General features: G+C 64.1%; 24 protein-coding genes and 1 pseudogene. 16 read left to right on the top strand and 9 right to left on the bottom strand.

Annotated features, from left to right (window positions below; genetic code table 11):
- Positions 1–18: 18 nt before the first annotated feature.
- Together HOW07_RS19520 and HOW07_RS14315 are read right to left on the bottom strand one after the other, a co-directional pair.
- A pseudogene (locus tag HOW07_RS19520) lies at positions 19–630 on the bottom strand (suppressor of fused domain protein); the annotation flags it as partial.
- 26 nt (positions 631–656) lie between these two features.
- A complete protein-coding gene (locus HOW07_RS14315) occupies positions 657–1,184 on the bottom strand; it encodes a PaaI family thioesterase (RefSeq protein ID WP_175117571.1) in 528 nt (175 codons plus the stop codon).
- 268 nt (positions 1,185–1,452) lie between these two features.
- Here HOW07_RS14315 and HOW07_RS14310 point away from each other — a divergent pair, with 268 nt between their 5' ends.
- Entirely contained in the window at positions 1,453–3,090 is a 1,638-nt protein-coding gene (locus HOW07_RS14310; protein ID WP_175117570.1) for an ATP-binding protein, read from the top strand.
- A gap of 36 nt (positions 3,091–3,126) precedes the next feature.
- Here the strand turns inward: HOW07_RS14310 and HOW07_RS14305 are convergent, their stop codons facing one another.
- Positions 3,127–3,633 (bottom strand): DUF6301 family protein, encoded by a 507-nt coding sequence (locus tag HOW07_RS14305; protein ID WP_175117569.1) that lies wholly within the window; start codon positions 3,631–3,633, stop codon positions 3,127–3,129.
- Positions 3,634–4,088: 455 nt separating this feature from the next.
- Between HOW07_RS14305 and HOW07_RS14300 the strand changes: the two genes are divergently transcribed.
- Positions 4,089–4,952 (top strand): hypothetical protein, encoded by an 864-nt coding sequence (locus HOW07_RS14300; RefSeq protein ID WP_175117568.1) that lies wholly within the window; start codon positions 4,089–4,091, stop codon positions 4,950–4,952.
- A gap of 617 nt (positions 4,953–5,569) precedes the next feature.
- Here HOW07_RS14300 and HOW07_RS14295 read toward each other — a convergent pair.
- Positions 5,570–6,460, bottom strand: coding sequence for a hypothetical protein (locus HOW07_RS14295; RefSeq protein WP_175117567.1), 891 nt, complete (start codon positions 6,458–6,460; stop codon positions 5,570–5,572).
- Between the two features lie 95 nt (positions 6,461–6,555).
- Entirely contained in the window at positions 6,556–7,581 is a 1,026-nt protein-coding gene (locus tag HOW07_RS14290; protein ID WP_175117566.1) for a hypothetical protein, read from the bottom strand.
- 808 nt (positions 7,582–8,389) lie between these two features.
- Between HOW07_RS14290 and HOW07_RS14285 the strand changes: the two genes are divergently transcribed.
- The 3 genes from HOW07_RS14285 (at position 8,390) to HOW07_RS14275 (ending at position 12,274) form a co-directional block, all read left to right on the top strand.
- Positions 8,390–8,722, top strand: coding sequence for a CU044_2847 family protein (locus HOW07_RS14285; protein ID WP_175117565.1), 333 nt, complete (start codon positions 8,390–8,392; stop codon positions 8,720–8,722).
- Positions 8,723–8,802: 80 nt separating this feature from the next.
- Positions 8,803–9,936, top strand: coding sequence for an AAA family ATPase (locus HOW07_RS14280; protein WP_175117564.1), 1,134 nt, complete (start codon positions 8,803–8,805; stop codon positions 9,934–9,936).
- Positions 9,929–12,274, top strand: coding sequence for a S8 family peptidase (locus HOW07_RS14275; protein ID WP_175117563.1), 2,346 nt, complete (start codon positions 9,929–9,931; stop codon positions 12,272–12,274). Before HOW07_RS14280 ends, HOW07_RS14275 begins: the two co-directional genes overlap by 8 nt.
- A gap of 240 nt (positions 12,275–12,514) precedes the next feature.
- Here the strand turns inward: HOW07_RS14275 and HOW07_RS14270 are convergent, their stop codons facing one another.
- The 3 genes from HOW07_RS14270 to HOW07_RS14260 form a co-directional block, all read right to left on the bottom strand.
- Positions 12,515–13,477: a hypothetical protein gene (locus tag HOW07_RS14270; protein WP_175117562.1), complete on the bottom strand. Its 963-nt coding sequence runs from the start codon at positions 13,475–13,477 to the stop codon at positions 12,515–12,517.
- Positions 13,474–13,884, bottom strand: coding sequence for an ImmA/IrrE family metallo-endopeptidase (locus HOW07_RS14265; RefSeq protein WP_175117561.1), 411 nt, complete (start codon positions 13,882–13,884; stop codon positions 13,474–13,476). The genes HOW07_RS14270 and HOW07_RS14265 overlap by 4 nt, the downstream gene beginning before the upstream one ends.
- 104 nt (positions 13,885–13,988) lie before the next feature.
- On the bottom strand, positions 13,989–14,726 hold the full coding sequence (locus tag HOW07_RS14260; protein WP_175117560.1) for a helix-turn-helix domain-containing protein: 738 nt from the start codon (positions 14,724–14,726) through the stop codon (positions 13,989–13,991).
- A gap of 20 nt (positions 14,727–14,746) precedes the next feature.
- Here HOW07_RS14260 and HOW07_RS14255 point away from each other — a divergent pair, with 20 nt between their 5' ends.
- The 4 genes from HOW07_RS14255 to HOW07_RS14240 are packed head-to-tail and all read left to right on the top strand — an operon-like array spanning position 14,747 to position 17,969.
- A complete protein-coding gene (locus HOW07_RS14255; protein WP_175117559.1) occupies positions 14,747–14,995 on the top strand; it encodes a hypothetical protein in 249 nt (82 codons plus the stop codon).
- The gene (locus tag HOW07_RS14250) at positions 14,988–16,010 is read left to right on the top strand and encodes a hypothetical protein (protein WP_175117558.1); all 1,023 of its coding nucleotides are present in this window, start codon (positions 14,988–14,990) and stop codon (positions 16,008–16,010) included. The genes HOW07_RS14255 and HOW07_RS14250 overlap by 8 nt, the downstream gene beginning before the upstream one ends.
- On the top strand, positions 15,997–16,818 hold the full coding sequence (locus tag HOW07_RS14245) for a sigma-70 family RNA polymerase sigma factor (protein ID WP_175117557.1): 822 nt from the start codon (positions 15,997–15,999) through the stop codon (positions 16,816–16,818). Before HOW07_RS14250 ends, HOW07_RS14245 begins: the two co-directional genes overlap by 14 nt.
- Entirely contained in the window at positions 16,818–17,969 is a 1,152-nt protein-coding gene (locus tag HOW07_RS14240) for a hypothetical protein (RefSeq protein WP_175117556.1), read from the top strand. The genes HOW07_RS14245 and HOW07_RS14240 overlap by 1 nt, the downstream gene beginning before the upstream one ends.
- A 30-nt stretch (positions 17,970–17,999) precedes the next feature.
- On the opposite strand, the gene HOW07_RS14235 is transcribed toward HOW07_RS14240, so the two are convergent.
- Complete coding sequence (locus HOW07_RS14235) at positions 18,000–18,341, bottom strand: Lsr2 family protein (RefSeq protein ID WP_175117555.1); 342 nt, start codon at positions 18,339–18,341, stop codon at positions 18,000–18,002.
- Positions 18,342–18,831: 490 nt separating this feature from the next.
- Between HOW07_RS14235 and HOW07_RS14230 the strand changes: the two genes are divergently transcribed.
- The 7 genes from HOW07_RS14230 (at position 18,832) to HOW07_RS14200 (ending at position 24,056) form a co-directional block, all read left to right on the top strand.
- Entirely contained in the window at positions 18,832–19,188 is a 357-nt protein-coding gene (locus HOW07_RS14230; RefSeq protein WP_175117554.1) for a hypothetical protein, read from the top strand.
- Positions 19,189–19,822: 634 nt separating this feature from the next.
- Entirely contained in the window at positions 19,823–20,161 is a 339-nt protein-coding gene (locus HOW07_RS14225; protein WP_175117553.1) for a helix-turn-helix domain-containing protein, read from the top strand.
- Between the two features lie 86 nt (positions 20,162–20,247).
- On the top strand, positions 20,248–20,556 hold the full coding sequence (locus tag HOW07_RS14220; RefSeq protein WP_175117552.1) for a hypothetical protein: 309 nt from the start codon (positions 20,248–20,250) through the stop codon (positions 20,554–20,556).
- A 74-nt stretch (positions 20,557–20,630) separates the two neighbouring features.
- Positions 20,631–21,236, top strand: a complete 606-nt coding sequence (locus tag HOW07_RS14215) for a hypothetical protein (protein ID WP_175117551.1) — start codon at positions 20,631–20,633, stop codon at positions 21,234–21,236.
- Between the two features lie 5 nt (positions 21,237–21,241).
- Positions 21,242–21,565: a hypothetical protein gene (locus tag HOW07_RS14210; RefSeq protein ID WP_175117550.1), complete on the top strand. Its 324-nt coding sequence runs from the start codon at positions 21,242–21,244 to the stop codon at positions 21,563–21,565.
- Entirely contained in the window at positions 21,562–22,554 is a 993-nt protein-coding gene (locus HOW07_RS14205; protein ID WP_175117549.1) for a hypothetical protein, read from the top strand. The genes HOW07_RS14210 and HOW07_RS14205 overlap by 4 nt, the downstream gene beginning before the upstream one ends.
- Positions 22,551–24,056, top strand: a complete 1,506-nt coding sequence (locus HOW07_RS14200) for an SCO6880 family protein (RefSeq protein WP_175117548.1) — start codon at positions 22,551–22,553, stop codon at positions 24,054–24,056. Before HOW07_RS14205 ends, HOW07_RS14200 begins: the two co-directional genes overlap by 4 nt.
- Positions 24,057–24,115: the final 59 nt, after the last annotated feature.

The raw sequence follows: 24,115 nt of genomic DNA, 5'->3' as shown, positions 1-24,115 counted from the left end.
AAGACGCTCCAGCACCTCGTCCGTCGTCGACCGCTTCGCTTCCTCGACATCGGTGTCGGTCAGCGCGACGGCCTGCCAGAAGGCGACCCGGCCGTTCGGCGTCTCGATGGGTTCGACCACCGGGTCGAGTCTGACGGCGAGCGTCGTGAGGGCGCCGTCGGGGTCGTCGGTCACGCCGTTCGCGAGTCGGATGCGATCCCCCAACCACAGCTCCTGCGGTCCGCTGCGCACGTACTGCGCCAGCACGACGAGCGCACGGTACGGCCATTCAGGCGGGGTCTCGTCGGTCGGTGACCGGCGCACGCGCATCGTGAGCTCGTAGCCGAAGCCACTGGTCGTCGGATCGTCGGAGTCCTTGCCCCACAGCTCCGTGAGCCCGTAGGTGACGTAGAACCAGTGGTCTGGCCCGGGGAGTGCCGAACACCCTTGCAGGGCGGACCCGAAGTGCAGGCCGGGCGAGTAGGCGACGTGGAACTCACGGGCCCCGGGGTAGTGCTGCGAGACCGCCTGCGTGACGGCGTCCCATCCCCGCTCGTCGAGGTCGTCGAGATCGGCTGGGACGGCCGCCGCGGGATCGGGCGCGGCGGGCGGCGTCGGTGGCTGCTGGCGTTTGCGTCGGAAGAAGCCCATGCGGACGAGTGTAGGCGGGTGTGCGTCTAGCGACCGGAGTCGGGCCGCACGATGAGGCAGGTGCTCGACGCGGTCGCGAGGACCCGTCCGTCGGCGTCACGGAGGTCGGCCTCCACGAAGGCGGCGTTGCGACCGCCCTTCGTCACCCAGCCGTGCGCCGTCACGGTGCCGGTCTCGGCCGTCACCGGTCGCAGGAAGGACACCTTCAACTCCAGCGTCGTGTAGCCGACGCCCGCTGGGAGCGTGGAGTGCACCGCACAACCGCAGACGGAGTCGAGGACGGTGGCGAAGAAGCCGCCGTGCACTGAGCCGATGGGGTTGTAGTGCGACTCGTCCGGCTCCGCCGTCATGACGACGTCGCCCTCCTCGACGCTCGCCACCCGGAGTCCGACATGACTGCTGATCGGCGGGTCGGCGGCCTCCCCCGCTGCCATGGCCCGCAGCTGCTCGATCCCGGAGCGCGAGAACACCGCCTTCGCGTCCCGTTCGGGCGCGCGGTACTCGAGTGTCTTCGAGCGGACCTCGGACACCGGTCCGGTTGTACGTTCAGTCATCGTGGCTCCCTCGACGCGATCGGTGAGCTGATCGTATCGCTCCGGCACCGCGGCACAGCCGTTCCAGGACCGCCCGATCGGAGGTGGCTGGACATGTCGGCCTCGGTCGAACCCCTCGCACGAACCCGTGTCATCGTCCTCATCGACGGCCTGCACATCCGCGTCGTCCACCGCCGCTCGGATGAGATGGATCGAGGGCGCCGCCCATCGGTCGCGACGGCGATACAGTGAATTGGCCCGACACCGGGCGGAACACCTGGGAGGCCCGATGCCACGTTGGATCGAAGGCACGGAGCGCCACCCGCGGCTCGGCCTGCTGAGCCGGAGTCAGGGGCCGCTGGCGCTGGGGGTCGGGATCGTCACGGCGATCGTCGGCATCACCAGTCCAACCGTCCTCCGGATCACCGAGCTCCAACTGGCCTGGGCCGTCATGGGACTCGCGCTCGTCGCGACGCTCATCCTTCCGTGGGAACGGATCGCGCGCCCGTGGGCGCTCACCCTGGTCAGCGCAGACCTCGCCGTCGTCGGACTCGTGAACCACGCGGTGTCCCCCGTCCTCGGCGCCTCGATCGTACTGCTCGCCTTCCCCGTGCTCTGGCTGTCCTACAGCTTCGGACGCCTCGGCGTCGTCCTCGCTCTCGTCGGGAGCGTGCTCGTCATCTGGCTGCCCAGCCTGCTGTACGGCGAGGGGCCCGTGAGCACGCAGGACCTGAGCGAGCTCATCGCGCTCACCACGTTGCTGGTGCTGGTCATCCTCGCCGTCGGCCTGCAGTCGCAACGGTTCGAACGCGCTCAGGCGAGCGTGCGGGCCGAGGGCCAGGCGAAAGTCGAAGCCCTGGAGCAGCAGAACCGGCTGGCCGTGATGCTCCGCTCCGTGGCCGACGAGGTCAACGTCGGACTGGTCTTCTTCGACGAACACGGCGACGAGATCCTCAACAACCGACTCGCGGTGGAACTCGCGACGCTGTCCGGCTACGACGCGTCGACCGGAGGCGCCCGTCTCATCTGGGCGGCGGACGGTGTCACCCCATTGGCGGTGGAGGCCCAACCGGTCCTGCGCGTCCTCGATGGACAGGACGTCCGAGACTTCCTCTACTGGGTGGGGCCTCCCGGCAAGCAACGAGCCCTCGTCGCGAACGGTCGAACGGTCAGCGACGCGGACGGCAGGCCGAACGGGACGCTCCTGGTCGCGCAGGACGTGACCGAGCTCACCGAGGCCGTCCGGATGCGCACCGAGTCACTGACGAGCCTGAGCCACGAACTCCGGACACCGCTCACGAGCATCCTCGGGTACCTCGACATGCTCGACGACGACGCGGACGTCGCACCCCGGGTGCAGGCCCAGCTCGCCGTCATCCGCCGGAGCGCCGATCATCTCGGGCGTCTGGCTGAACAGTTCCTCGCAGCGAGCGCACCCCACCTGGAGATCACCGACGAACCCGTCGACCTCAGCGCGATCGTGCTGGAGGCGGCCGACGAGCGACGACGGCTCGGCCTGCCCGACGGCGTGGAGCTGCGCACCGCTGCCGTGCCGACGCTGCAGTTCGTCGGCGATCGAGCACGTCTCCGGGAGTTGCTCGCGATCATGCTCGACAACGCGGTGACCTACACCCGCGCCGGCGAGATCTTCCTGAGCGTGCGCTCGGACGGCGTGGATGCGATCATCCGCGTCACCGACACGGGGATCGGCATCCCGGCGGACGAACTCACCCGGGTCTTCGAACGGTTCCACCGAGCCGGCAACGTGCGCGAGGAGACGATCCGCGGCTCGGGCCTCGGGCTCACCATCGCCAGATCCATCGCGCACGCGCACCGCGGCACGATCGAGGCCTTCGCCACCGGAGACCCCGGAACGACCTTCATCGTCCGCCTCCCGCTGGCCCGCCGGAACCGCTCGGCCGGCTGACACCGCCGACGAGGTGTCTCAATCGACCAGACGGGATCAGTCGAGGTAACCATCAGTGCCGGGCATGCGGCCGGGATCGATGCCCAGGCGTTCCTCGCTCCGCTCCACGTCGGCGAACCGCTGCCCCTCGACGACGAGCAGCACCTTCTTGGGAACCGTCTTCAGCCAGATCCTGCCGCCGTTCGCCAGTTCCCAGTACGGGTCGCCGGCCTGGGCGCCGGAGGACTGACCGAGGTGCGCGCTCAGCGCCGACTGCAACTCCTGAGCGGCACTCCGCAGCGCGCCGGGGTCGTCGCTCTTGTCGGAGACCGCGATCACGACCTGGGCAATCGCTTCATCTGCGACGAGCGAGCGAACGGTCGGCAGGTTGACGGGGTACCCGGAACGGTGCTGCACACCGCTCGACGTCTCCAGTTTGAGCTGCCACCCGAGACGCTCCGCGAGCGCCTTGAAATCGTCGCGACCCAGCGGCCATGACACCAACGCGAAGGCTTCGCTGACGGCATCGATCTGTGCGTTCGTGGCTCTGGCGAGTGCACCCATCAGCTCATCCTACGGCTGTCTCCGCACCGGATTCGGCGGCGGACGAGGAGCCTCCCGAAAACCAGAACAGCCGCTGACCTGGGGTATCCAGGGCAACGGCCGGGTGATGCTGATGGAGCCGCCCAAGGGAATCGAACCCTTGACCTTCTCATTACGAGTGAGGGCGATGGGGTCCGTGGCGATCCGCGGTAGCCCGCCGATCAGGGAATTTTCATACCTGAGTTCGCTGAACTCTGTCAGGTTGCCCCCGCGTTGCTGTCACCTTCTACTTGGGAAGCTCGCCATCGTGGCCAACACCCGCCGTCGCAACCGCAGCGCCGCAAAAGCTACTGCGCTCGTCGGGAGAGCGCTGCGGATATAGGCGGGCTCGTGGTGATTCGAAGTAGTTCTACGCCTGGATCGGATAGAGGTTTGCAGCCGGGAGCCATGTCACAGTTCGGCATTAGTGTGTGGGCATGGAACACGCGGAAGTCTGGCGACCTTGGGACGCCAGTGACGAGGAATACGCAACACGTTTGACAGCGCGCGAAATGCTGCCTGATCATGTTCGACCTGCGATCCAAAGTTGGCTCGAAACCCAACTGAATACTGGGTATCAACAGACTTCTAGCCCACTTCGCAGCTACATCGAGACGTCGCTGCAGGCAAGGTTCTCGTTCGAACCGGGCTCAGTTCATACCGAGCTCCTCGTGAACGCCATCTTCGAGCGAGGCGACCGCTTCGTCGTTCAAGTGATCGATCTTCTAGTGAGCGACCACGAGCGAGACACGATGTACCGTGCGCCAGCGCAGATCGCGCAGGTAGCCGATTACCTCGATCTGGCAGCATCGAGTGTTGCAGTCGTGAATGATGAGCGCTCATTCCGCATTGGTCGTCGACTTCCCGACGGGGTAGAGGAGATCGCATCCGAAGCGGCCGCAAGCGCCGGGGAGACCGCAGGTCATCACCTGACCGCCGCTTGGGCGACAGCGACCGCACTCGATCCCGATCCAAGTAAGGCTATGACGGAGGCCATTCGGGCCGTCGAGGCCGCCGCAGGTGCCGTTGTAACTCCGAAGGACCGCCGCCCGCGTCTCAGTAAGATCGTCAGCGCCATCAAGGACGCCTCGTCGTGGACGTTGGTTTTCGAGACTCGCGATGACGGGCACCCTGACCATCGGCTCGTTCTGATTGGCATGCTTGAGACCCTGGTGTTCGCGCAACGCGACCGACACGGCGGCCCTGCCCCCGATCCCGCAGTGGCCTTGGGGCACGTCCAACTCGCTTCAACGCTCGTCAGCTGGTTCGCTACGGGAATTGTTCAGCGCGCAACGGACTGACCCGCCAAAGCGCTGATCGTTGTGTCACTGCGGCGTCAGGGACGCTCAGCGTTGGTCCACATCGTCGCCTCGCTGGTGATTTTGTCCGCACGGGGCCCAAACTTCGCGATCGACTCGCGCCTCACGGCCTTAAAGATCCCATCGCCTGAGACCTCATCGCTACGACCTGGAAACGTCGTGGTCAATTGGCGGACCATCGGGGCGACAGATCCTTCGTACGCCGTGAGCTGAGATACGAGTTCGCGGTCGACCTCGTCGAACTGTCACTCTTCGTCATCACCAGGCCGCGCGGCAGGTGGAACGCGCTGTGTCTTCTACTGCGCCAAGAAGATCCAACCCGGCGAGCCATCTCTGCCTCACCAGACCGCAGCCCTCGCGAGCAGCCGGCTAAGAGCGACGGCCGTCGGCTCCATGTAGCTGAACACCGCATCACCGACTGCGAGCTCGTCGAGCGCACTGAAAGACCGCTCGACCCCGCCAGCCGCGTTCGCCTGCGGCGCCCCCACCACACCGAGTTCACGCTCCGCCGCGAAGAACGCGCCTTGATTCGCCCGACAATACGCCACACCGTGCCCTCCCCGTTGTACCCCTTTCAGATCGGCTGCTCGATCTTGCGCTCACACACCGGGCGCCAGGAGGCGACCGCTCTGATCAAGGAGATAGATCAGCAAGTTGGCCATGCGCCCCATCACGTAATCCTGAGCGCTGGGCGGGATCGGTGACTTCCCAGTTTCGTGGTGGCGAATCTGGAAACTGTTGCCGAGCTTCGTGAGGTCCTGCATCTCCGCCTCAATGACTGCTCGGAACGGTAGGTCAACTATATGAGCAAGTAGCACTTGCACACTGGTCTTCTTGTCGCCTGGGACGTCGATCGTTTTCAGACGCTCGAACCCGTCCCACAGCTTCTCGATCGCTGTCGCGCGGTCGGCAGAATGGCGGGACAGATATTTCGTCCGGCCCTCCTCAATCAGCGAGTCGAGGGTGGTGTCGCCGGTATTTGGTCTCAGTGCTCGCAGCGCTGTGTGCGTTTCCGGTGACCCCACCCGCTGCACGATCATTTGCGAGGTCAGCTCAAACACTGTGCCACCTCGAGAAAGGAGCAGGTTGATGGCGGATCGATACTCCGCTTGGCCAGCTTTTTTGTCAAAGCTGAGCTCGAAGTGTTTCATGTATTCGTGCCAACCGCCCTCGATGGGTTTAGAAACGCGTCGGCCAACGTACTCGATGACATCGAACAGAGTGTCCTCGCTAGGGGTCTCCTGCCAGAGCGGCCATTCAACCCCCGCGAAGAGTCCCGCCAGTTCCGCTGCAAGGGCATATTGGTTCGTGTCCACGACAGCGTTACCGTCGGGACAGTGCGACGGGAACTCCTGCGCAAGCCAATTGGACTGCAGCCGCTGACGAACGAGCGATTGGAGCGCGTTCGATGTCGCCTCCGGTAGCTCCTTGTGCGATCTGGCCCTGGGCCCGTTTTTGCGATCGCTATAGAAGCGCTCAGTTGGTGTCATCAGGAAACTCCATTCATGGGGGGGGTGTTGTCTTGCCAGGTCTCCCTGGGCAAGTGTCGACGCGTAGGACCGCAGGACGCAAGCATGTTCGGGCGTCAGCGAGGACGAAAAGGTATGGCCACGAGAGTTGGATGTAGCTGGTATCCCAGGTGTTCCAACGCCCGTTCGAGCCCAAACAGCGCAGTGGTGGAGTCCGTATCGCCTGGGCCGAGTTTCACGGCGTTGATGAAAGACATCTCCTCAAGAGAATCGCGACGCTCCCGTGAAACCGCCTCCACCGTCACGTAGGGGGTGATTCCATACTTTCCAGGACGGAGGGCTACGACTCTGCTACCGATCGGCACACTGGCGAGAACCCTGACTTCGTGCTCGCTTTCGAATGCAGGGTGCTTCAGGAAGGCAGCACACGCGACGAACTGAGTTGCAGCGATCATTCGCGCTGCATCCGCCAGCGAGCTCCTCCTGCCGAATTCCTGTTCGCGTTCCAAATCCGAACAGGTTGCAGCGACGACCGAATCGATGACCCTGTCGATCAACTCTCGCGCTTTAATATCGCCATAGACGACCGGCCGCCATTCTGAAACAAAAACGCCTCGGGTGAAATATGGGTCTGGTCTCGTCCGATCGTGGTCGACGTTCTGCTCTGGGACACAGAGCTGCAGCTTTACCTCAGCGTTGATTCCGAGAATGTACTCACCGTAGCCGCGGATCTGGCTGAGAGATTCAGGCTCGATCGAGGCACAGCCGACGTAGAGGTGCTGCACATAGCCGTTTCGAGCGAAACGGTAGATGGACTCGACTTCGGCTTCAACGGCAGGACACCGGGCAACGATCTCCGGTTTGCGTTGCTGAAGGCGGTTACCGAGCAAGGTGAGACCGTAGTCGAGTTCGCCTTCGTCGTTCATCATTTGCACCGGGCCAAGTCGCAACGAGCGGTGCTCGAGGATTCCGAGGGCACCTCTGGCTGCCGTGTAGTGCCACAGCTGCCCGTTGACTAACTTGTCCGGCAGTGCATCGTTGAACGGTGGTGAGGATCTCAACGGCATTTCACTGGCAGAGATCCCAGGTAACGCTGCAGCATTCAGACCACCGGGGCTGCCGCCATCGTCCGAGTGGATCACGTCGTCCTCCGAAGATCCGCTCCGCGACGCCCACGGGTATATCTGGCATCGAGCGCCGGCCCGACGCTCCCCCTCGGCGTCCTGCGCCGACGCAATTGAATCACCACGAGCTAATACCAGTGGTTCCGTACATGCTGAAGGAGTGCAGCATCGCAGTCGCGTGGCCAGCGGCGAGAAGCGGTGAACAGCAATGGGTTCAACCAAGCGTTGGCCCGGAGGGGTTGCGCCAGGGCCAATGAAGGGTTTCTCGATCCCGTTGAACTGATGTGCGGTCGTGTCGATCGAGAAGACAGAGTCACCGTCTTCCGCCCGGCATTCGAGCCAGACATGCAAACGCTCCCCGTCGTCTTGGGTGTCAACCCACCAATCACCCTAACCCTCCTCCATGAACATAGCGCGCCGGTGGCGTAGGCCATCGAATCGCATGACCCGCTGGGGAAGCTGCGTAAGAAAACGAGCATCGATCGGTGAGGCGCCCTGGGATCGATAGTGCCAAGTCGAGCACGCGGCGAGCAACGTCGGTTGCAGCCTCGAAGTCGATCATGTGTCGAAGCCTATGGCAGGAATCTACTCGTCCGGTTCCTCATTTAGTTCCTCTCCGTCGAGCTCCTGCGCAGCCGCAAGGCCCAGACGCAGTCGCTCAGGTGGCACGGACGAGCCGGCAGATGCTGCACATGCTCCTGTCCCTGGATGAGTACCACCGCGAGCCCGCTCCCTGAAGCCAGAGTTTGAGGAGCGAGGTGGCCGCAAGCGCATCGTCGGGCATACTGAACAGGCGCACTTTCACGCGAGGATCCAGGGGGATGGTATGACGCGGATCATTCTTGATGAACAGGGCAAGCCGTGGTTTGCAGTAGAGGTCGAGCCCAGCGAGGCCAGCCCGCTGCGTGGAGTCACAGATACGGCGGAGAACGTTGCACGCAGCCTCGCCGATGTCGGTGGCGTCATAGCTAAGGCGAGCCGGGATGTGCTCGAGTCGATGCAAGCTGGTCTCGGCGCCCTGGCCCCTGATGAAGTCGAGTTGGAGTTCGGCGTGTCATTGTCCGGCGAGGTGGGCCTCCCGATGGTCACTAAGGCTTCGGGTGAGGCCACGTTCACCGTCCGCGTGTGCTGGAAGCCCGCTGGTCAGGCTGGTAACTAATCCTCCCATCTTGGCAGCTGCGTTACCAAGCCACGCAGGCGGCCTGGATTTTCGCCCTACTCGCCTGGTAACCTCCGAGCGTGAAAGATCGACAACTGGGTGAGATCGAACAGGCGCTCGTCGACGTGGTCCGTGTCGCGCTAACCGGCGATACCGATGGGGTGCGTCAGCTGAGTCGCCGGTTGGCGCGTCGTCCCCCGATTGATGCCGCGCACTCGGACGCATTGAAGGAGGAGCTGTTCGCATTGATGGCGACCGCTCCTCCCGGGGAGGCCTCGCTATTGAGGGGCCAGCTAGTGACGGACGAGGCGAGCTGGGTGCAGTATCCGGCGGGGGTAGCGGCACCCATTCTCGACCCCGCAGTGCAAGGCGCGGTGAATCTTGTTGTGGCGGAGCATTCGTTACCGGAACGTCTCCACGAGTTCGGACTAGCGCCAACACGGGCGGTACTGTTCACGGGTCCACCCGGTGTAGGCAAGACACTGACGGCGAGCTATATCGCGGCCGAGTTGTCGTTGCCGCTAATCACTTTGAATCTGGCCTCGCTGATGTCAAGCCTTATGGGGCAGACGGGTAAGAACCTGCAAGAAGTACTAGCGCGTGCGGCAGAGGAACCATGCGTTTTATTCTTGGACGAGTTCGACGCGCTGGCGAAGAGCCGTGTCGATGTGTCAGACGTTGGCGAGGTGAAGCGACTGCTGAACGTTGTCCTGCAGCAACTCGACCAGTGGCCACTTGGTGGGTTGCTTGTGGCTGCGACGAATCATCCGCAACTTCTGGACCCGGCGGTGCATCGACGATTCGACACGACGATTGAGTTCGCGCTGCCCGCATTCGAGGAACGGCTGCGATTCCTGCGCACCAGCAGTATCGCCCCGCTGCGGGAAAGTGACAACGCCGCACAGAGGATTGTGGCGTTGATCAGTGATGGTTGGTCATTGGCGGACTTGGAGAGCTGGGCGAACCGCGCGGCACGGGGGGCAGTGATGGCGACTGACGGGGGCCCGGTCGATATTGTCGAGGCGATTCTGCAGGCAGCGCAGAAGCGGGCGCGGTCGTGGGCTTCACAATCGGTGCAGACGCGTGCGGAACTCTCGCGGTTGGCCGCGGATAATCTAGGGTGGACGCACCGTAAGATCGCCGATTGGTTGGGCGTGAGTCATGTCACTATCGGGAAGGACATGAAGCGTTCCGGAGGGGGAATTGATGCCTGACAACGATGCGGGTGGACGGATACTGGTAAACGGAGAGGCGCTCTCTCAGAAAGCGGTGCGCGCAGGAGGCGGCGGAGAAAAGCACCACCCACAGACGCTCGCGCAGGCTCAGCAGCACCTAGCGCCACAGTTGTCGGTCGTGCGCGATGTGCTCGCTGCGATTCCAGAGAGATTGCGTGCGGAACGGGTAGTGATCGAAGCGGAGGTGTGGGCGAACTACCTCGCGAACTCCTACTTCCCCGAGGATCTCGTCAAGCAGTTGAAACTGCGCCCCCTGGGCTCGAAGATTGTCGAGCGCGGGATTCAGCATCTTCCGAGCACGGGGGAAACGGAAGCGGTCTCGAAGTCATTCCTGTTGTCAGCCGATGCAACCGCCGTGCAGGGGATGCAGGCGATTCTGGCTGGCGCTGGCGGCACGAAAGGTGCCGCGGATGACTTGCGTCAGTTCACGAAGATCTCGGTGTCGACTGCACACCGTTCGACGATCGAGGCGGATGCGAGAGAGTTGGTGTCCTTCGAAGCGGTCCTGCACCCCGACCCCGATGACTCTTCTGTCAATGAACGGGCGGCAGCATCCGCTCCCACGCTGACGAAGTTTGTTGCCTTGGTGGAATCCGTCGGTGGACGAGTGCACCTCGAGGACAACGATGTCGTGGATGGGTTGACGTTCGTTGCAGTGGAGCTCCCACCTGCCAAAGTGGATGAGGTTGCCTCGTTCAACCCTTTGCGGTCACTTACGCCGGCGCCCCGCGTGGTGCTCATGGAGGATGATCTCGTCGACGACAGTGACGAGGACCTCATCGCGGCACCGGCGGCAGTGCCGGGTGCGCCGGAGGTTCTCGTGTTCGATGGTGGCGTCGATGACACAGGAACGATGTTTGCGGGACACGTGACGAGCGTCGATCTGACTACCAACGGACATAACCCGCGGTCTGCGCTGCACGGCAGCGCCGTAACCGCCGCAATCCTCTACGGGGATATTGCGAATACCGGTGTGGTGCCGCAGCCAGCTGCGCGCGTCACTCACTACCAGATCACGCCGGGCCCGAAAGAGGACGCCTCGGAGTTCCCGTGGGTGCTGCGTCAGATTCGTCAGGTAGTGGAAACCACTGAAGCGCGCATCGTCAACCTCAGTGTCGGGCCGCAGGCGCCGGTCGAGGATCGTGAGCCGCACCGCTGGACGGCGGTTCTGGACAAAATTGCATATAACCGGCAGATCCTTTTCGTGACCGCCGCCGGAAACAATGGCGAATCGGATGCGGCCACCGGTCTGAACCGAGTACAGTCCCCGGCGGATATGGTGAATGGACTGTGCGTTGGCGCGTCTGACACGCCTGCGTCGGAGACCGATTGGAACGCAGCGACTTACTCGGGACGCGGCCCAGGGCGTCCTGGCGCCCGCACACAGCCTGCGGTGATGGCGTTTGGTGGGACGAAGACACGCAGGTTCGGCCGAGTGCGACCGAACGGTCAGGTCGTTCACGACCACGAAGGCACCAGTTACGCGGCGCCGTTGGTCACCAACGTGCTGTCCAAGATCGCCGCGCAGCTCGCGGGGCGATCGGATGCGAATACTCTGCGTGCGTTGGCGGTGCACTTCGCCGAAAATACGGAGGGGCACCCCGTGTTCGAAGTGGGGCACGGTCGGCTTGCGCATGACGTGGATGGGCTCTTGACCTGCCCACCGCATGAGGTCACGGTCATCTATCAGGGCGTGCTCAAACGAGACGAGGTGCGGGCATATCCGCTGCCAGTGCCAAGCACCCTCACGAAGGGGATGGTGGACGTGCGGTGGAGCCTCGCGCTGAGCACCGCCACAGACAGTGCGGAAGCCGGGGAGTACTCGAAAGCGGGTCTCGAGGTGAAGTTCCGCCCGCATGACCAGGTCTACTCGATGCGCCGGACGAAACCAGGCACGAATAAGGATGAGACGAAGATCGTACGCATCACCGACGCGGCTCATGTCGCGCAGATGCTCGCTACGGGATGGAAGATCAGTCAGAATCCCGTCACCCGCCAGCCGAAGCGCAGTTCCCGCAGTGAGGCGGCGAAACGCGAGCAGGGCAAATGGGAGTCCCTGTGGCGGGCGGACTCGTCCATGAGGGCATCGAGTCTGCGCCAGCCGCGGATCGACATCAACCATCTCACTCGCGAGGGCGGTCGTATCACCACGGGGACGGATGACGTAGAGTTCAGCCTTGTTGTAACGATCTCGTCAAGAGCCGGCGTCCCCATATATGCAGACGTTCAAAATGAGTTCTCCGTCCTCACAGCGCTTCCAGTCCTAGCACCCGTAAGAGTGAACGTCGCGGACGTCGACACCAATATCACCGTGTAGGCCGCGTCGCTAGCAGACACCACAGAGCGGGATTCCGGCGATGCGTCGGTGGCTGCGTTGGACTTGGCCACACCGCGTGCATCTGGATGGGGCTCGAAAGACTGCTTTCCGGACGTCAAGAACCCCGCACATGACCTCCGAGTGTTAGCCGTCCTGCTGTCGTGACTGCGACGACGCCCCGAACCGCCACCGCGCAGATGGCCAGGGCACCGACAAACGCTCCGATGACCGCTAGGTTCATCATCCGTCCTCAAGCTCAGCGAGCGCTGCCATGCACGACTGCGCTGCCTCAACCGTCGATTGCTCGTCTGTCGTGAGGATCGCGTTGGCGTCCTTCGCGAGCAGCACGTCCTCGATCTCGATGAGTTGGCGATGCAGCAGCATCTCGGGGTCGTCGTGGTCGAATCCTTCACGCTCACGTGTTTCGGCAGGGACGACTCTTCTCCAGATCGCGTCTACATCGCGGGCCAACCCGCCAATCTGAGCTGAACGCCGACGAGCTGCGAGGCGTCGAGCGATGGGGAGCAGCATAAATCCCGCGCAGAGTAGAAGCACGGCTGCCGCCAGGAGCAGGTCGTATAGGCGACTTCCCGCGTACATGGCCTGAAGGGCGTCGAGGATATGCGCCACGTCCATGAAGATTGCCGTTAGTCCAAAACCCACGGCACTGCAGGCGCCAAGCAGCAGACAGAACAGGCTCGCCCGAAACCAGCGGTCGCCGATCACCAGCAGGGCGCGAGCGAGGTGCCAGCCGGATATGCCGGTGACGACAGCAATGAACCCCATTTGCACAGCGTTGAAGACGGCAGCGGCCGGTTGGTCGCCGTAGGTGATCATGAACGAACCGCTTGCTGCGGGTGCCTTGATGAATGCGAAAGACACGATCATGACTGCTCCCGCTACGGCCGAGCCCCCATACATCCAGACACGCGTTCTCCGCGGCGGCACGCCCGTGGACGCGATGATCGCCGTCACGAGAACGGCGACGCCGACGACTCGAACAAGATCCCCGAGGAGCATCGCGAGGTTCGCGACCGGCAGCAACGCGTCGACGGCAAGGTAGACCGCATCGATGTTGATCGTCTGCGCGACAGCCATGAGCACTGTCGCGACGAGTACTCTTTGGCTGGTGCGCCAGCGTGCGGTGATCGCGAGTACGAGCACGAGCGTCCACATGGTGCCGGTGATGATGAGGGCTGTCATCCGAAGTACTCCTCGAGGCCGGTTTGTTGGTGTGGTCTCCGGCGGATGCCGGCTGCCAGGAGATCGGCGAGGAGCTCGGCGTCGACTTCATCCCGATCGAGCAAGTTGTCCCGGCCGAAGATGCGGTCGCCGGCTTCGAGCTCAATACCCGGCAGAAACCGTTCGAGGCGATGCGCTGACCGTCCGTGTCGGTCGTGCTCAAGGAGCAGGTGACCGAGCTCATGGAGAATGCACTGCAGACGATGCAGGGGCGAGGAAGCCACCGCGTGGAAGATGACACACCTCGAAGCTCCGACGAGCAGCAGCCCGCACACCGACGTCCGGTCCAGCACTTTGAGCGGCTGGGTGTCGATGCTCACGCCGCGGACGCGCTCGACGTGGTCGATCGCCGATGCGAGCGAACGCACCGTCGCGCATTCCTGCTCTAGAAACACAAGCTGCGCACGTTGGCGCGCCCCCACATTTGTTCTTGCTTCCCTCACGAAATCCCCGTCGTGTCAGATGAGCTGGGCTACGGCGACCGCTCACGGCCGAGTTGGGCTGCGATCGCTCGCAGCGTTGATGGAGCCACATCGGCGACCGTCCGAGCAGCAAGAGACTCAAACCCCGCCGCGTGCGACGCGCGCGTGAACTCGAGCTGGGCATCAATAGCATCGACCCGCGGGTCAGACGAGGGCTCAGTCAGATAGATGCGATCAACGCCGAGCACATCCGCTATCTCCGTGAGCGCAGGGCTCGGCAGCGTCTCGGCCTCGCCATCGAGGAGACGAACCCAATGCCTCGGGCTCAGTAGAACTCCTTTGCGTTTCAGGGCCGGCGAGATCTCGTCATAGCCGCGACTCGATGACCTCCCCCTCGACTGAGCGTCAACAAGCAAGGTCAGCCGCCGACCGACCTCGGCTGCGTCCAGTCGAGGCCCCGGCTCGTTGTCGCTCGGGAGCTCCGCTGGTTGCGCAGGGTGCGACGCTTCGGCCTGAGACAGGATCTCGTGGGGAGCGACGTCTAGCGCCCTCGCGAGGCTGAAAAGCGCCGGAACCGGAATCTCGCGGCCTCCGTTGAGGTAGCGCAGCACGGTCCGTCGGACCATGCCGGCGCGGCTACTGAGCTCGTCGAACGTGAGTCCTCGATCAGTCCGTGCCTGCCGCAACGCAGCGGCCACGGCAGCGTTGAAGTCAGATCCGGTGTCCACATAGTCACCGTAACAAAAGATATCCACAGACCAAAATATTAGATTTGACATGGTGACCATGTGGTTCCTAGGGTGACCGAATGGACACCACTCCCCTCACAGAACGGATCGCTGCGGCGGTCCGACAGGCCCTGACCGATCACGAACGGTCCGAGTCCGAGACAGCGCACTCGACGTCGATGCACCCCGAAACCCTGCGCGCCAAGCTCGCAGGCGAACTCGACTTCACCATCGGAGAGCTCAGCCTCATCGCCGGCACCATGGGCCTTCGCGGGGCCGATCTGCTCCCGCTGACGACATCATCTACGCCGGGCGCGACCGATGTCTGAACCCGTCGACCAACACGCAGGTGACGAATCCAACGCACGGTACCCGCTGGCAGAGGCAGAGTTCATCCGGCCGGAGTTCGACTTCGAGAGCGAGTTCGCCCAATTTCGGAACTGGTGGGCGCGTGATCCACGCATCGTCGGGAACGCGTTCTCCCTGATGCTCTACCTCGTCACCCATCGACGCACGTACCGGATCACGCAGTCCCGGGCCCAGCGGGATCTCGGCCTGGGGAAGGACGCTTTCAGGGCAGCCCGACGCAAGCTCGAGGCCGCCGGTTTTCTCCGCGTCGAGGAGCACCGCCATCCAGCGGGGACTGTCGATGCCGCCGGACAATCGATCGCTGGCCATCGCCGCGTGCTGCTGATTCTTCTCGATCCCCCGCAGCCGGAATCCGGAACCGAGAGTGGCACTGCCGACGCCTTGGCGGGTTTCCCTCCCCCGCTCTTCGACGGCTGGGACGAATCCGACTCTCCATTCCTGCGCTGCTCAGCGCCGGAAGCCGTCTCCGCTGCCGGCCACGTCGGGTCTTCCTCCCAGGCCGAACCGTCGACGGTTCTCCCGCCACTTAAAGAACATCAATCCCCAGAACACCAATCTTCTTCGACGTCTCCCGGTATAGAGCTGGCAGCACAGGCACTGCACCCTCGACTCAGCCTCGCCGCCGTTGAACGGTGGCTGGCGAAGCATGCACCGTCGGTGGACGTGGCCGCGGTCGATATCTTGGCGGCGAGCGTCGATGCGATCCATGGTTCGTCACGCCCGGTCGGCGATCCAGTCGCCTACGTCGGTCGATCAATTGCCAGAGAACCACATCGCTGGCCCACGAATGCCGGAGAGTCGGACGACGGAGATCTCGCCCCTCCGGGCCCCAGACGCATCGGCAATCGACCGCCGACGGTTGCTGAATGCAGCGCGGCCGGACATCGGTTCATTGGAACCTTCCGAGAGGTGTGTGGCACCTGCGGCGAAGAGCGTCCGGGCTGGAGAAAGGACCGTGACCGTGAATCAGCCTGACCTTGCACAGGCGGCGCCCGCTTCGGCAGCTGTGGTCGATGCATCGCTGCTCACAGCATCGTCCGACGCGATCGACCGCATCGGGCTGGACGTCTTCCTCGCCGCCATCGAGTCCACACGTGGCTACGTGACTCGCGTGCTCAACCAGCACGCTCTCCACGGCGAGATCGACGCCGCGATGCAGGAGATCCGCGTCGTCGCGTGGCGACGAGCGGAGAGCTTCGACCCGACCCGGGGATCCTTCGGTCACTATGCCCAAGGCATCGCAGCCAAGGTCGTGCTCGCGACGCGGCGCGAAGTTGCAATCCAGTGCGAACGGTTCACGGCGGAGTTCGATACGGACCAGCCGGCAGCAGGCGGCGACCCGTTGGACCTTCTGGTGCACCGATTCGAGCAGCGCCGGCGTATCGCGTGGGTGCGGGAGACGGTGTCAGAACGGGACTGGACGATCGCCATCGAACTGATGCTCACCGACGAGGCCCGCGCCGACGTCGCGGAACGCATCGGCGTCTCGCCCCGCACGATCCGCACCGCGCGGGAGAACATCGCCGCCGCCGCCTGGACCGCGAACGCTGCCCTCCGCCTCGCTGACCGTGGGTACCCGAACACGCGGCAGTCCGCGATCGAGTGCATCCCCGAGACAGACGGCCTGCGAGCGATCGCGCTCTTCCAGCCCGCCATGATGCGCGACGCTGCCGCTGTCGCTCGGATCACCGGCCTGAGCAAGCACCGGGTCCACAGCCGGATCGCTCACGTGCGCAAGCTGTTGACACTCGCCGCACGCATCTTGGATGGAGAGTCCATCTGATGGCGGCGCCGATGCTCGCGGTCAAGGTCGTCCTGGCGATCGGCCCGAAGAAGCTCCTGGGCGGGGCGCTCGCGCTTCTGCTGGGCGGGCTCGTCGGAGCTGCAGCGCTACCCGCGATCGCCATCACACTGTTCATTCCGACAGGGAGTGCGCTGCGGCAAGCGCACTGCGCGGTGCCCGGGTCAGTTCCGGCGGAACAGCCGACTGGCCCGCTGGTCGCCGAACAGCTCCTCGTGTCGGCGATCGTCGACGCGGCGGCGGCGATCACTCCGGAGCCGAAGGCCAAGCTGGCAGCACTCACCGCGGCGTACGCAGCGTCGAACATGACTGCCTCGACGTTCGACACGATCACCGATGACACACCACTCGGCGTGTACCGGCGCACCGTCCGCGGTGGGTGGGGAACAGCCGAGCAGCTGCAAGACACCGCCACTGCCACCGGACTCGTCCTGACCGGGGCCGGCGAGAACCGACCGGGGATCATGAGCGATCCCGCCTGGATCGACGAACCCGCGGGGTGGTGGCTTTCGACCATCGGCATCCACGCGGAAGCACCGACCATCGCCACCGCCGAAGCATCGGCCCGGAATGCGCTCGCCGTCGTCGAACCTGAGCTCACGGACGAACAACTGACGGTGGGCGCAGCCTGCAACTACCTGCCGCTCGACGGCGACAACCGTGAACTCGCTCTCCGTCTGGTCGGAGCGATGGACGAAGGGCGCCTGGTAGGGAGCGATTACCTCCAGCAGCTCCGCAACGTTGCGAACGGAACCGCGCTCGCCGACTGCGGCATCGACTCCCGCATCATGCAGATCCTGCTCGTCGCACTGAACGCGTTCGAGCAGGTCGCGGTGTCTGACCTCAACCGACGCTGCACCGGCTCGCTCGAGGGAGCCGGCGAGAGCTCCTCGCACTACCGCGACGGCGGCGGCATGGCCGTCGACATCTACGCACTCAACGGCAGTTCCGTGACAGGCGGTGATGGCCTCTCACTGCAGTTGTTGGCCCTCCTGGACTCCGTTGTACCGCCCGGATCACGAACCGGGCAGTCCAACTGTCGAAACAGCCCCGGATTCACTCACTTCGACGAATTCGAGGACACGTGCAATCACGTGCACATCGACGTCGCCTATGCGAATCCGGGGCTGTAGTCCGCAGAATGCGGATGTTCAGGCGACCTACTACTTGGCAGCCTCACGGAACTTCTCGAGGAGTGAAGCGGGGATGCGTCCCCGATCGGAGACGTCGTGCCCGTTGGCGCGCAGCCAGCTGCGCGCAGCCGCGAGCTCTTCCTTGTTGCTCCGGCTCGAACCTGCAGAGCTGGCCGTCTTCGACCGCGACACGGTCCGCGCCGCTTTGAGGTAGGGCTCAAGCGCAGCGCGCAGGGCCTTCTCGTTCTTCTCGGAAAGGTCGATCTCGTACGTCGAGCCTTCCAATCCGAGCGTGATGGTCTTACCCTCGCCCTGCTTCAGCTCGGATCCGTCGAGGTCGTCGACGAGGGTGGTGATGACTTTCTGCGCCATGGGGATTCTCCTTCTTTGTACGAACGCGTTCGGGCCGCAACCGACGATTGTCGTATGCGTATGGCCCGGCGGGGGAATTTACGTTCAGGGCGCTGACGACGATATCGAAGAACCGGGCACGCCGTTGGGAACGCCATGTCGATCGCCGCGCCGAAAGCACTGGCACCCGGCCGGACGAAACCGAAAGCTACGCCTTACACGCCGCAAAGCGACAATCTCGACAACATAGGAAAAGCGGTGCAACCGCTGGAGCAGGCAGTCCTCGCAGGCCAAGTGGTCGCCCACACCGACATTACATTCCGCAGCGATGGCGATCCTGACTGCCGGGTCCGGGCTGTCACGGGTAGCGCGAACCGGAGTCTTCGGTTCAGCGCAGTAGACCATGAGCCGCTGCTGATAGGTAGCACGGACTCAAACGCAGACCAAAACGGGGCGACGGCCGACCGCATCACGACCGGACACCCCACACTGCATGAGGCATGCTGTAGACGTGACTAGCGCGAAGCCAACGATACCTTCAAACACCCTGGTGGGTGTCAGTGTGGGGCTAACCACCGGCGCCTACGTCTTGTTTCTGCTCATGTACTTGGCGGTCTGGCTTCCAGGGCTCATCGGTGGCTACCCGGGCGAAGCGGCCTACTGGTACCCCCTTGTGTACTTACTTCTGCCGGTGCTCTTTGCGATGTTGATCGCGGCCATCGTCGTTGCGGTGGCCAGCATTGCCAGCGCCAGGAGTAGCCAGCTGACGACGGTGTGCCTAGCATTCTCTGTGGGGCTGGTATTTGCCTCTCTACCCCTGCTCTGGTTCGGGTTGCCGATTAGCCTCTTAGATTCAGTGACCGGGTAAAGCCGGTCACTGACCGCATGCCCAGTCACGACCGAGCTAGTGCTACGTTTTTGTTGCTGCGGTGCAGCCACAGATATGCACGGCGTGATGGTCGTCGAATAAGCACAGCGGGTCTTGTTTCACATTCCCGAACGCAATGAAGGCTGCTGCCTCGAAGTCGCGCACCCCAACCGGTGGGCTGGCATCCAGTCGAACGCTGCACTGGGCTTGGGGGTTTCGCAAGCCTCAATGCGCAGGACCAAGGATCTGAACGCTGTCAGCCATCAGTGAGACAAGGACCGCATCGGAACCTTGCGATGCCGGTGTGGCACGGAGGACGTCTAACTCTCCTCGAACAACGACCTCACTTCCGGACATCAGCGCGCCTGCCGCCGCAGCTGTGTTAGCGGATTGGCAGATGACCTGACACCAGGCAACCCAAGCTCGGACGATGAGTCCATCGTCGCTCAAGGCTCGCTGTTCGTCCGCCAGCACAAAGGAAACGACCGGACGCTCCGCCGGGCCGGTGAGGAGGACCTCCCCATCAACGACGCCGGTCACTTCAGCTGTTGTAGTCACACACCCTCAATTCATTCGAAGCTGGTTTAACCATCTGCAAATCATGGACCAGTCCGAGACCGTGCACAATGACCCCATGCCCCGCGTCGCTCGCCCCAAGCTCTCCGACGATGCGCGGAGTGCGCTCGCGTCCCTCGGTGAACCGGTGAACTTCGCGATCTTGTCGAGGCTGCTCGCGGAGGGCCCGCTCACGCGAGGACGTATAGCCGAGCTCGTCGAGGTGAACCGCGTTACGGTGCAGGATCACCTGGAAACACTGCGTGAGCTGGGAGTTATCGAGGCACACCCGATCCAGGAGCCTGACGGCAAACGGCATCGGTACGAGTACGTCGTCCTCGAGCAGGTCGTATCCGAGCGTTACCGGGATCTCGGCGTAGAGCTTGGTCTGAGCCGGAACCGACCAGCGTCCAAGTAGTCGGGAAGTTATCCACAGACGCCCGTCCTCGCCCGAAGTAGGGGTGCTCCGCCGCCTAGCGTCGACTGCATGACCCGGGCGAACCGATGAAGCTGCGCGGCTGGATGTTTCTGCTCCCACTCCCGTTTCTGGCGATCGTGCTCGTTGTGTTGATCCTGAGCCGTTGGGGCGGCTGGGTCATCAGCCAGATCGTCGTCTCGTTGTTCGGAACCGCGGTTCTGCTTGACGACGTACATCAGGATCCCGCTACACGCGCGTTGGTTCTCGCCATCATGTGGGCTGCTGCTGCCGCGAACGCAACGCTCTACATCAGACACGTCGCTCGACGGCAACGCATTGTTCAGGCGACATCGGGTACGTCGTTCGACCTCACTCCCTATCGCCGCCGGAACTGAGTCCGCAGGTCTGCCCGCATCACGCCAAGAGCGATCGAGGACGCACACGTCCTCGCGAACTGTGGGGAGGATCGATGCGGCGACCGCTGCTAGTAGGACTGCTTGTCATCGGGGCAATCACTCTGACCGGGTGTGTCGAGGCCGACACTGCGCCCCAGTCCACAGCCTCATCCACAGGCCGAACAGACCTCTCCCCCGCCGTTCCGGATCAGGAGCCAGTCGCCCGCGCGGCCACCTCAGACCTCGGCATCGCCGTCTACGAACTCGGCAGCTACGTGACGACCCAGGACTCTGGCCTCCTGCGTCCGCCCGGCGGAACCGATCGTTTTCCGGCCGGCAGCTTCGTGATCGTCATCCAGGTTTCGCTCGACGGGTTCGTCCCCTTCGGCGAACTCGACCTCAGCGGCCTCACCGTCCGGGAGACGAGCTGGGCCGGGCTCGGCGATACGGCCGAACTGGACATCAATGAGGGACCGGACTTCGTCGCCGGCGCAGGCGTCCCATGGGGACCGGCCGGCGCGCAGGGGCGAGGTCGTGACTGGTCTCTGCCGAACCACCTGAGCACGAGCTTCGCACTCGCGTACTACGTGCCGTTCGGTGTATCGACGCTGGATCTCGTCGTCGATGTGCCTTCCCAGCGCGCCCCACTGACCCTCTCTGTCCCCCTCCACGCGGAATGAACACTGTGGGCGAACGCATCATCACGTCCATCTGGACCACGAGCCTCGGCGGGTTGGCTTTGAAGACCATCCCCGACATCACGCCGAAGGCTGGTCCTGGATCGAAAGCGATCCAGGACCTGGCCGGCAACATCCTGTTCGTCGTCCTCATACTCTGCGGCATCGGGGTGCTTCTCGCTGCCGCCTGCATCGCTCTCGGTTGGCTTATCAAGAACGGAGCGCTGAAGTCCGCCGGGATCGCGGGGGTCCTCTGCTCAGTGGCCGCCGCAGCAATCGCCGCCGGCACCACCGCACTCATCAACTTCGGCGTCGGGTTGCAGATCGTATGAGCGGCTTCCGCACTGACGACTTCGGCGTGCCCCAGTTCGGCTGCGGGCCCGCCGACATCCCCTGCCTGGCGCAGGAGTCTGCGGCACGCTTCATCGGCGGCGGCATCATCGGCCTCGGCGACTTCATGACCGACATGCTCGCAAATGCCTTCGTCGGCAGCCGTCCCGGCGATTCCAGCTGGACCATCGCGGACGGCCAGTTCTGGTTCTGGGTCGCGACGATGGGACTCGTCATCTCGATCGTGGCCTGCTTCCAGCTCGCGCCGGCGGCGATCATGCGAGACGGCCGGCGGATCGCGCAGGTCGCCGTCGGCCTGGTCGTCGCGGTGCCGTCCAGCGTCGCCGCTGTGTACGTGATGAGGCAGTTCGTGACGTACGGCGGCGAGACGACCGATGCGCTCGTCGCAACCGTCCAGGACCAGAGTCTCGGCAACGCGCTGCTGCGCATGTTTGGATACCGCGTGGTCGCTGACGTCCCCATCCCGACTGACGATGGCGCGATCGCCCAGGCCATGACCACCGCCAAGCTCGCCCCAAACGCGGTCATCGGCCAGTACACGGTGGTCTTCCTCATCCTCGCCATCATGGCGCTGGCCGCGCTCTTCCTCTACGTCTCGATGTCGATCCGTTCCTTCTCGCTCATCGCCCTCGCCGCGACGGCACCGATCGGCCTCATGATGATCGGTCAGCCAAAGTTCGCCGTCTGGGCGACGAGGTGGGCGAACCTGACCATCGGCCTCGTCATCGCCGAACCGTTGGCGGCGGCAATCCTCGTCCTCTCGATACAGCTGGTCACGGATTCCACTGACCTCGGCGTCGTGATCGTCGCCGCTGGGGTTGTCTTCGCAGCAGCCTTCGCCCCCCTGTGGGCGGTCCGCCTGGTGTCGTTTGCCGGCGACGAGGTCCGCAACTCCCTGCAGCCCCGACCGCATGTCTCAGGCAAGGCCCAGAACGCCATGCGCGTCCTCGGGCGGATTCTCGCGAAATGACCAGCTCGTCGGCATTGCCCCGCGTCCGCTTCGCACAGCGCGAGCGGCGCGGCGCGTTCCTCGGTCTGAGCTGGCCCCAGCTCACCGTCATCTGCGCCACGGCCTCGGCCTCCGTCGTGTGGCTCCTGATCGACTGGGGCGTCTACTGGCGCATCGGGATCTGGCCGGCAGCGCTCTCGATCGCCGTCGGCAGCTGGACCTGGCATCGCGAGTCCGGTCTCGCGCTCATCTGGCGTGTGCTCACGTACGCCTCTCGGCGGCATCGCCTCCAGACGAGCTTCAGGCGCGACGTGTGGGACTCACGAAAGGACGAACCCTTGAACATCGGAACGAAGCGGCGCGGAGCTGAAGGCCCACGCGAGATCCATCGCCATCGCCTCCCCGGCGCGCACGGATCGCTGCGCTTCGTCCAAGTCCCGGGTCGGGGCGGATTCATCCTCGACCCGAAACGATCGCTCGTCTCGTTCTCGGTCGACGTCCTGAGCTCCGCCTGGCCGCTGCTCGACGAAGGCGTCCAGCAGGCGGCTTACGACGGCTTCGTCGGATGGATGAGCGGGCTCGAAGCGGTCCCTGGGCTGGTCGATGCAACGGCGCGTATCCGCGTCGACGCCAAACCCGCCGACGAGCTCGCACGCTACGCAGCGGAACGCGATCGAACCGATCCGTCGACCGTCAGCCCAGCGGTCCGAGCGGAGTACAACACGCTGATCACCGCGGGTGCCGATCGATCGATGCAGTTCACCAACACGGTGACCGTCTCCTGCGACCTGCGCTCGCTCCGGTCGGCGATCAAGCACTCTGGCGGTGGCCTTGTCGGCATCGCTGCCATCGTGACCGACCTCGTCGAGCAGATGCGTGACTCGCTCGAAGCCATCGGTGTCGAGCTCCGGAACTGGCTCGACACAGAAGCGATCGACGAGATGCTCGCACTCGCCATGAACCCGACGAGCTTTGCAGCAGAGTCGCGGAGTGACGGCCCGAACCGATTCGCTCCGGTGATGGGCATCGAGGAGCGCTGGGATCACATGCAGATCGATGGTTCGGTCCACCGCACGTACTGGATCGCCGAGTGGCCTCGCTCCGAAATCAGCGTGGGGTTCCTAGACAAGTTGCTCTATTCAGGCGACGCGACGCGGGTGCTCACCCTCAGCGTGCGGCCGGTACCGACCCACAAGGCTCTGAGTCAGGTGGGGCGAGCGAAGGTCGACCTCGAGGTCGCACGAGGCTTGCGTCAGCGACGCGGGATGATCACCACCCGTGAGCAGGATCGCGAATACGAGGATCTCGGCGAACGCGAGGATGACATCGTCGACGGGTTCACCGACATGGAGTTCCGCGGGTTCGTGACCGTCTCGGCCGCCGACGTCGACGGCCTCACCCGCGCATCGGCCTCCATCCTGCAGGCAGCGCAGCCGGCCCGGGTCACGCTCGCTGCGATGTACTTCCAACAGGCCGCGGCGTTCATGTCGACCGCACTCCCGACTCCGGTGGGCAAGCGATGAGCCGGCGTCGGTCCGGATCTGTGTCGCGTCTGAGCGCGTGGCGCGATGCAGTCGCCGAA

The sequence above is a fragment of the Plantibacter sp. MCCC 1A11337 genome (assembly GCF_013349365.1).
Taxonomy (GTDB): Bacteria; Actinomycetota; Actinomycetes; order Actinomycetales; family Microbacteriaceae; genus Plantibacter; species Plantibacter flavus_A.
The sequence above is the reverse complement of the archived record's forward strand: the minus strand, read 5'-3'. Positions and strand labels throughout refer to the sequence as shown.

Excerpts from the sequence above, each read along its gene's own strand:
- HOW07_RS14315 (WP_175117571.1), bottom strand. The coding sequence starts at position 1,184 with ATGACTGAACGTACAACCGGACCGGTGTCCGAGGTCCGCTCGAAGACA.
- HOW07_RS14310 (WP_175117570.1), top strand. The coding sequence starts at position 1,453 with ATGCCACGTTGGATCGAAGGCACGGAGCGCCACCCGCGGCTCGGCCTG.
- HOW07_RS14305 (WP_175117569.1), bottom strand. The coding sequence starts at position 3,633 with ATGGGTGCACTCGCCAGAGCCACGAACGCACAGATCGATGCCGTCAGC.
- HOW07_RS14300 (WP_175117568.1), top strand. The coding sequence starts at position 4,089 with ATGGAACACGCGGAAGTCTGGCGACCTTGGGACGCCAGTGACGAGGAA.
- HOW07_RS14295 (WP_175117567.1), bottom strand. The coding sequence starts at position 6,460 with ATGACACCAACTGAGCGCTTCTATAGCGATCGCAAAAACGGGCCCAGG.
- HOW07_RS14285 (WP_175117565.1), top strand. The coding sequence starts at position 8,390 with ATGACGCGGATCATTCTTGATGAACAGGGCAAGCCGTGGTTTGCAGTA.
- HOW07_RS14275 (WP_175117563.1), top strand. The coding sequence starts at position 9,929 with ATGCCTGACAACGATGCGGGTGGACGGATACTGGTAAACGGAGAGGCG.
- HOW07_RS14270 (WP_175117562.1), bottom strand. The coding sequence starts at position 13,477 with ATGACAGCCCTCATCATCACCGGCACCATGTGGACGCTCGTGCTCGTA.
- HOW07_RS14260 (WP_175117560.1), bottom strand. The coding sequence starts at position 14,726 with ATGGTCACCATGTCAAATCTAATATTTTGGTCTGTGGATATCTTTTGT.
- HOW07_RS14255 (WP_175117559.1), top strand. The coding sequence starts at position 14,747 with ATGGACACCACTCCCCTCACAGAACGGATCGCTGCGGCGGTCCGACAG.
- HOW07_RS14250 (WP_175117558.1), top strand. The coding sequence starts at position 14,988 with ATGTCTGAACCCGTCGACCAACACGCAGGTGACGAATCCAACGCACGG.
- HOW07_RS14240 (WP_175117556.1), top strand. The coding sequence starts at position 16,818 with ATGGCGGCGCCGATGCTCGCGGTCAAGGTCGTCCTGGCGATCGGCCCG.
- HOW07_RS14235 (WP_175117555.1), bottom strand. The coding sequence starts at position 18,341 with ATGGCGCAGAAAGTCATCACCACCCTCGTCGACGACCTCGACGGATCC.
- HOW07_RS14225 (WP_175117553.1), top strand. The coding sequence starts at position 19,823 with ATGCCCCGCGTCGCTCGCCCCAAGCTCTCCGACGATGCGCGGAGTGCG.
- HOW07_RS14220 (WP_175117552.1), top strand. The coding sequence starts at position 20,248 with ATGAAGCTGCGCGGCTGGATGTTTCTGCTCCCACTCCCGTTTCTGGCG.
- HOW07_RS14215 (WP_175117551.1), top strand. The coding sequence starts at position 20,631 with ATGCGGCGACCGCTGCTAGTAGGACTGCTTGTCATCGGGGCAATCACT.
- HOW07_RS14205 (WP_175117549.1), top strand. The coding sequence starts at position 21,562 with ATGAGCGGCTTCCGCACTGACGACTTCGGCGTGCCCCAGTTCGGCTGC.
- HOW07_RS14200 (WP_175117548.1), top strand. The coding sequence starts at position 22,551 with ATGACCAGCTCGTCGGCATTGCCCCGCGTCCGCTTCGCACAGCGCGAG.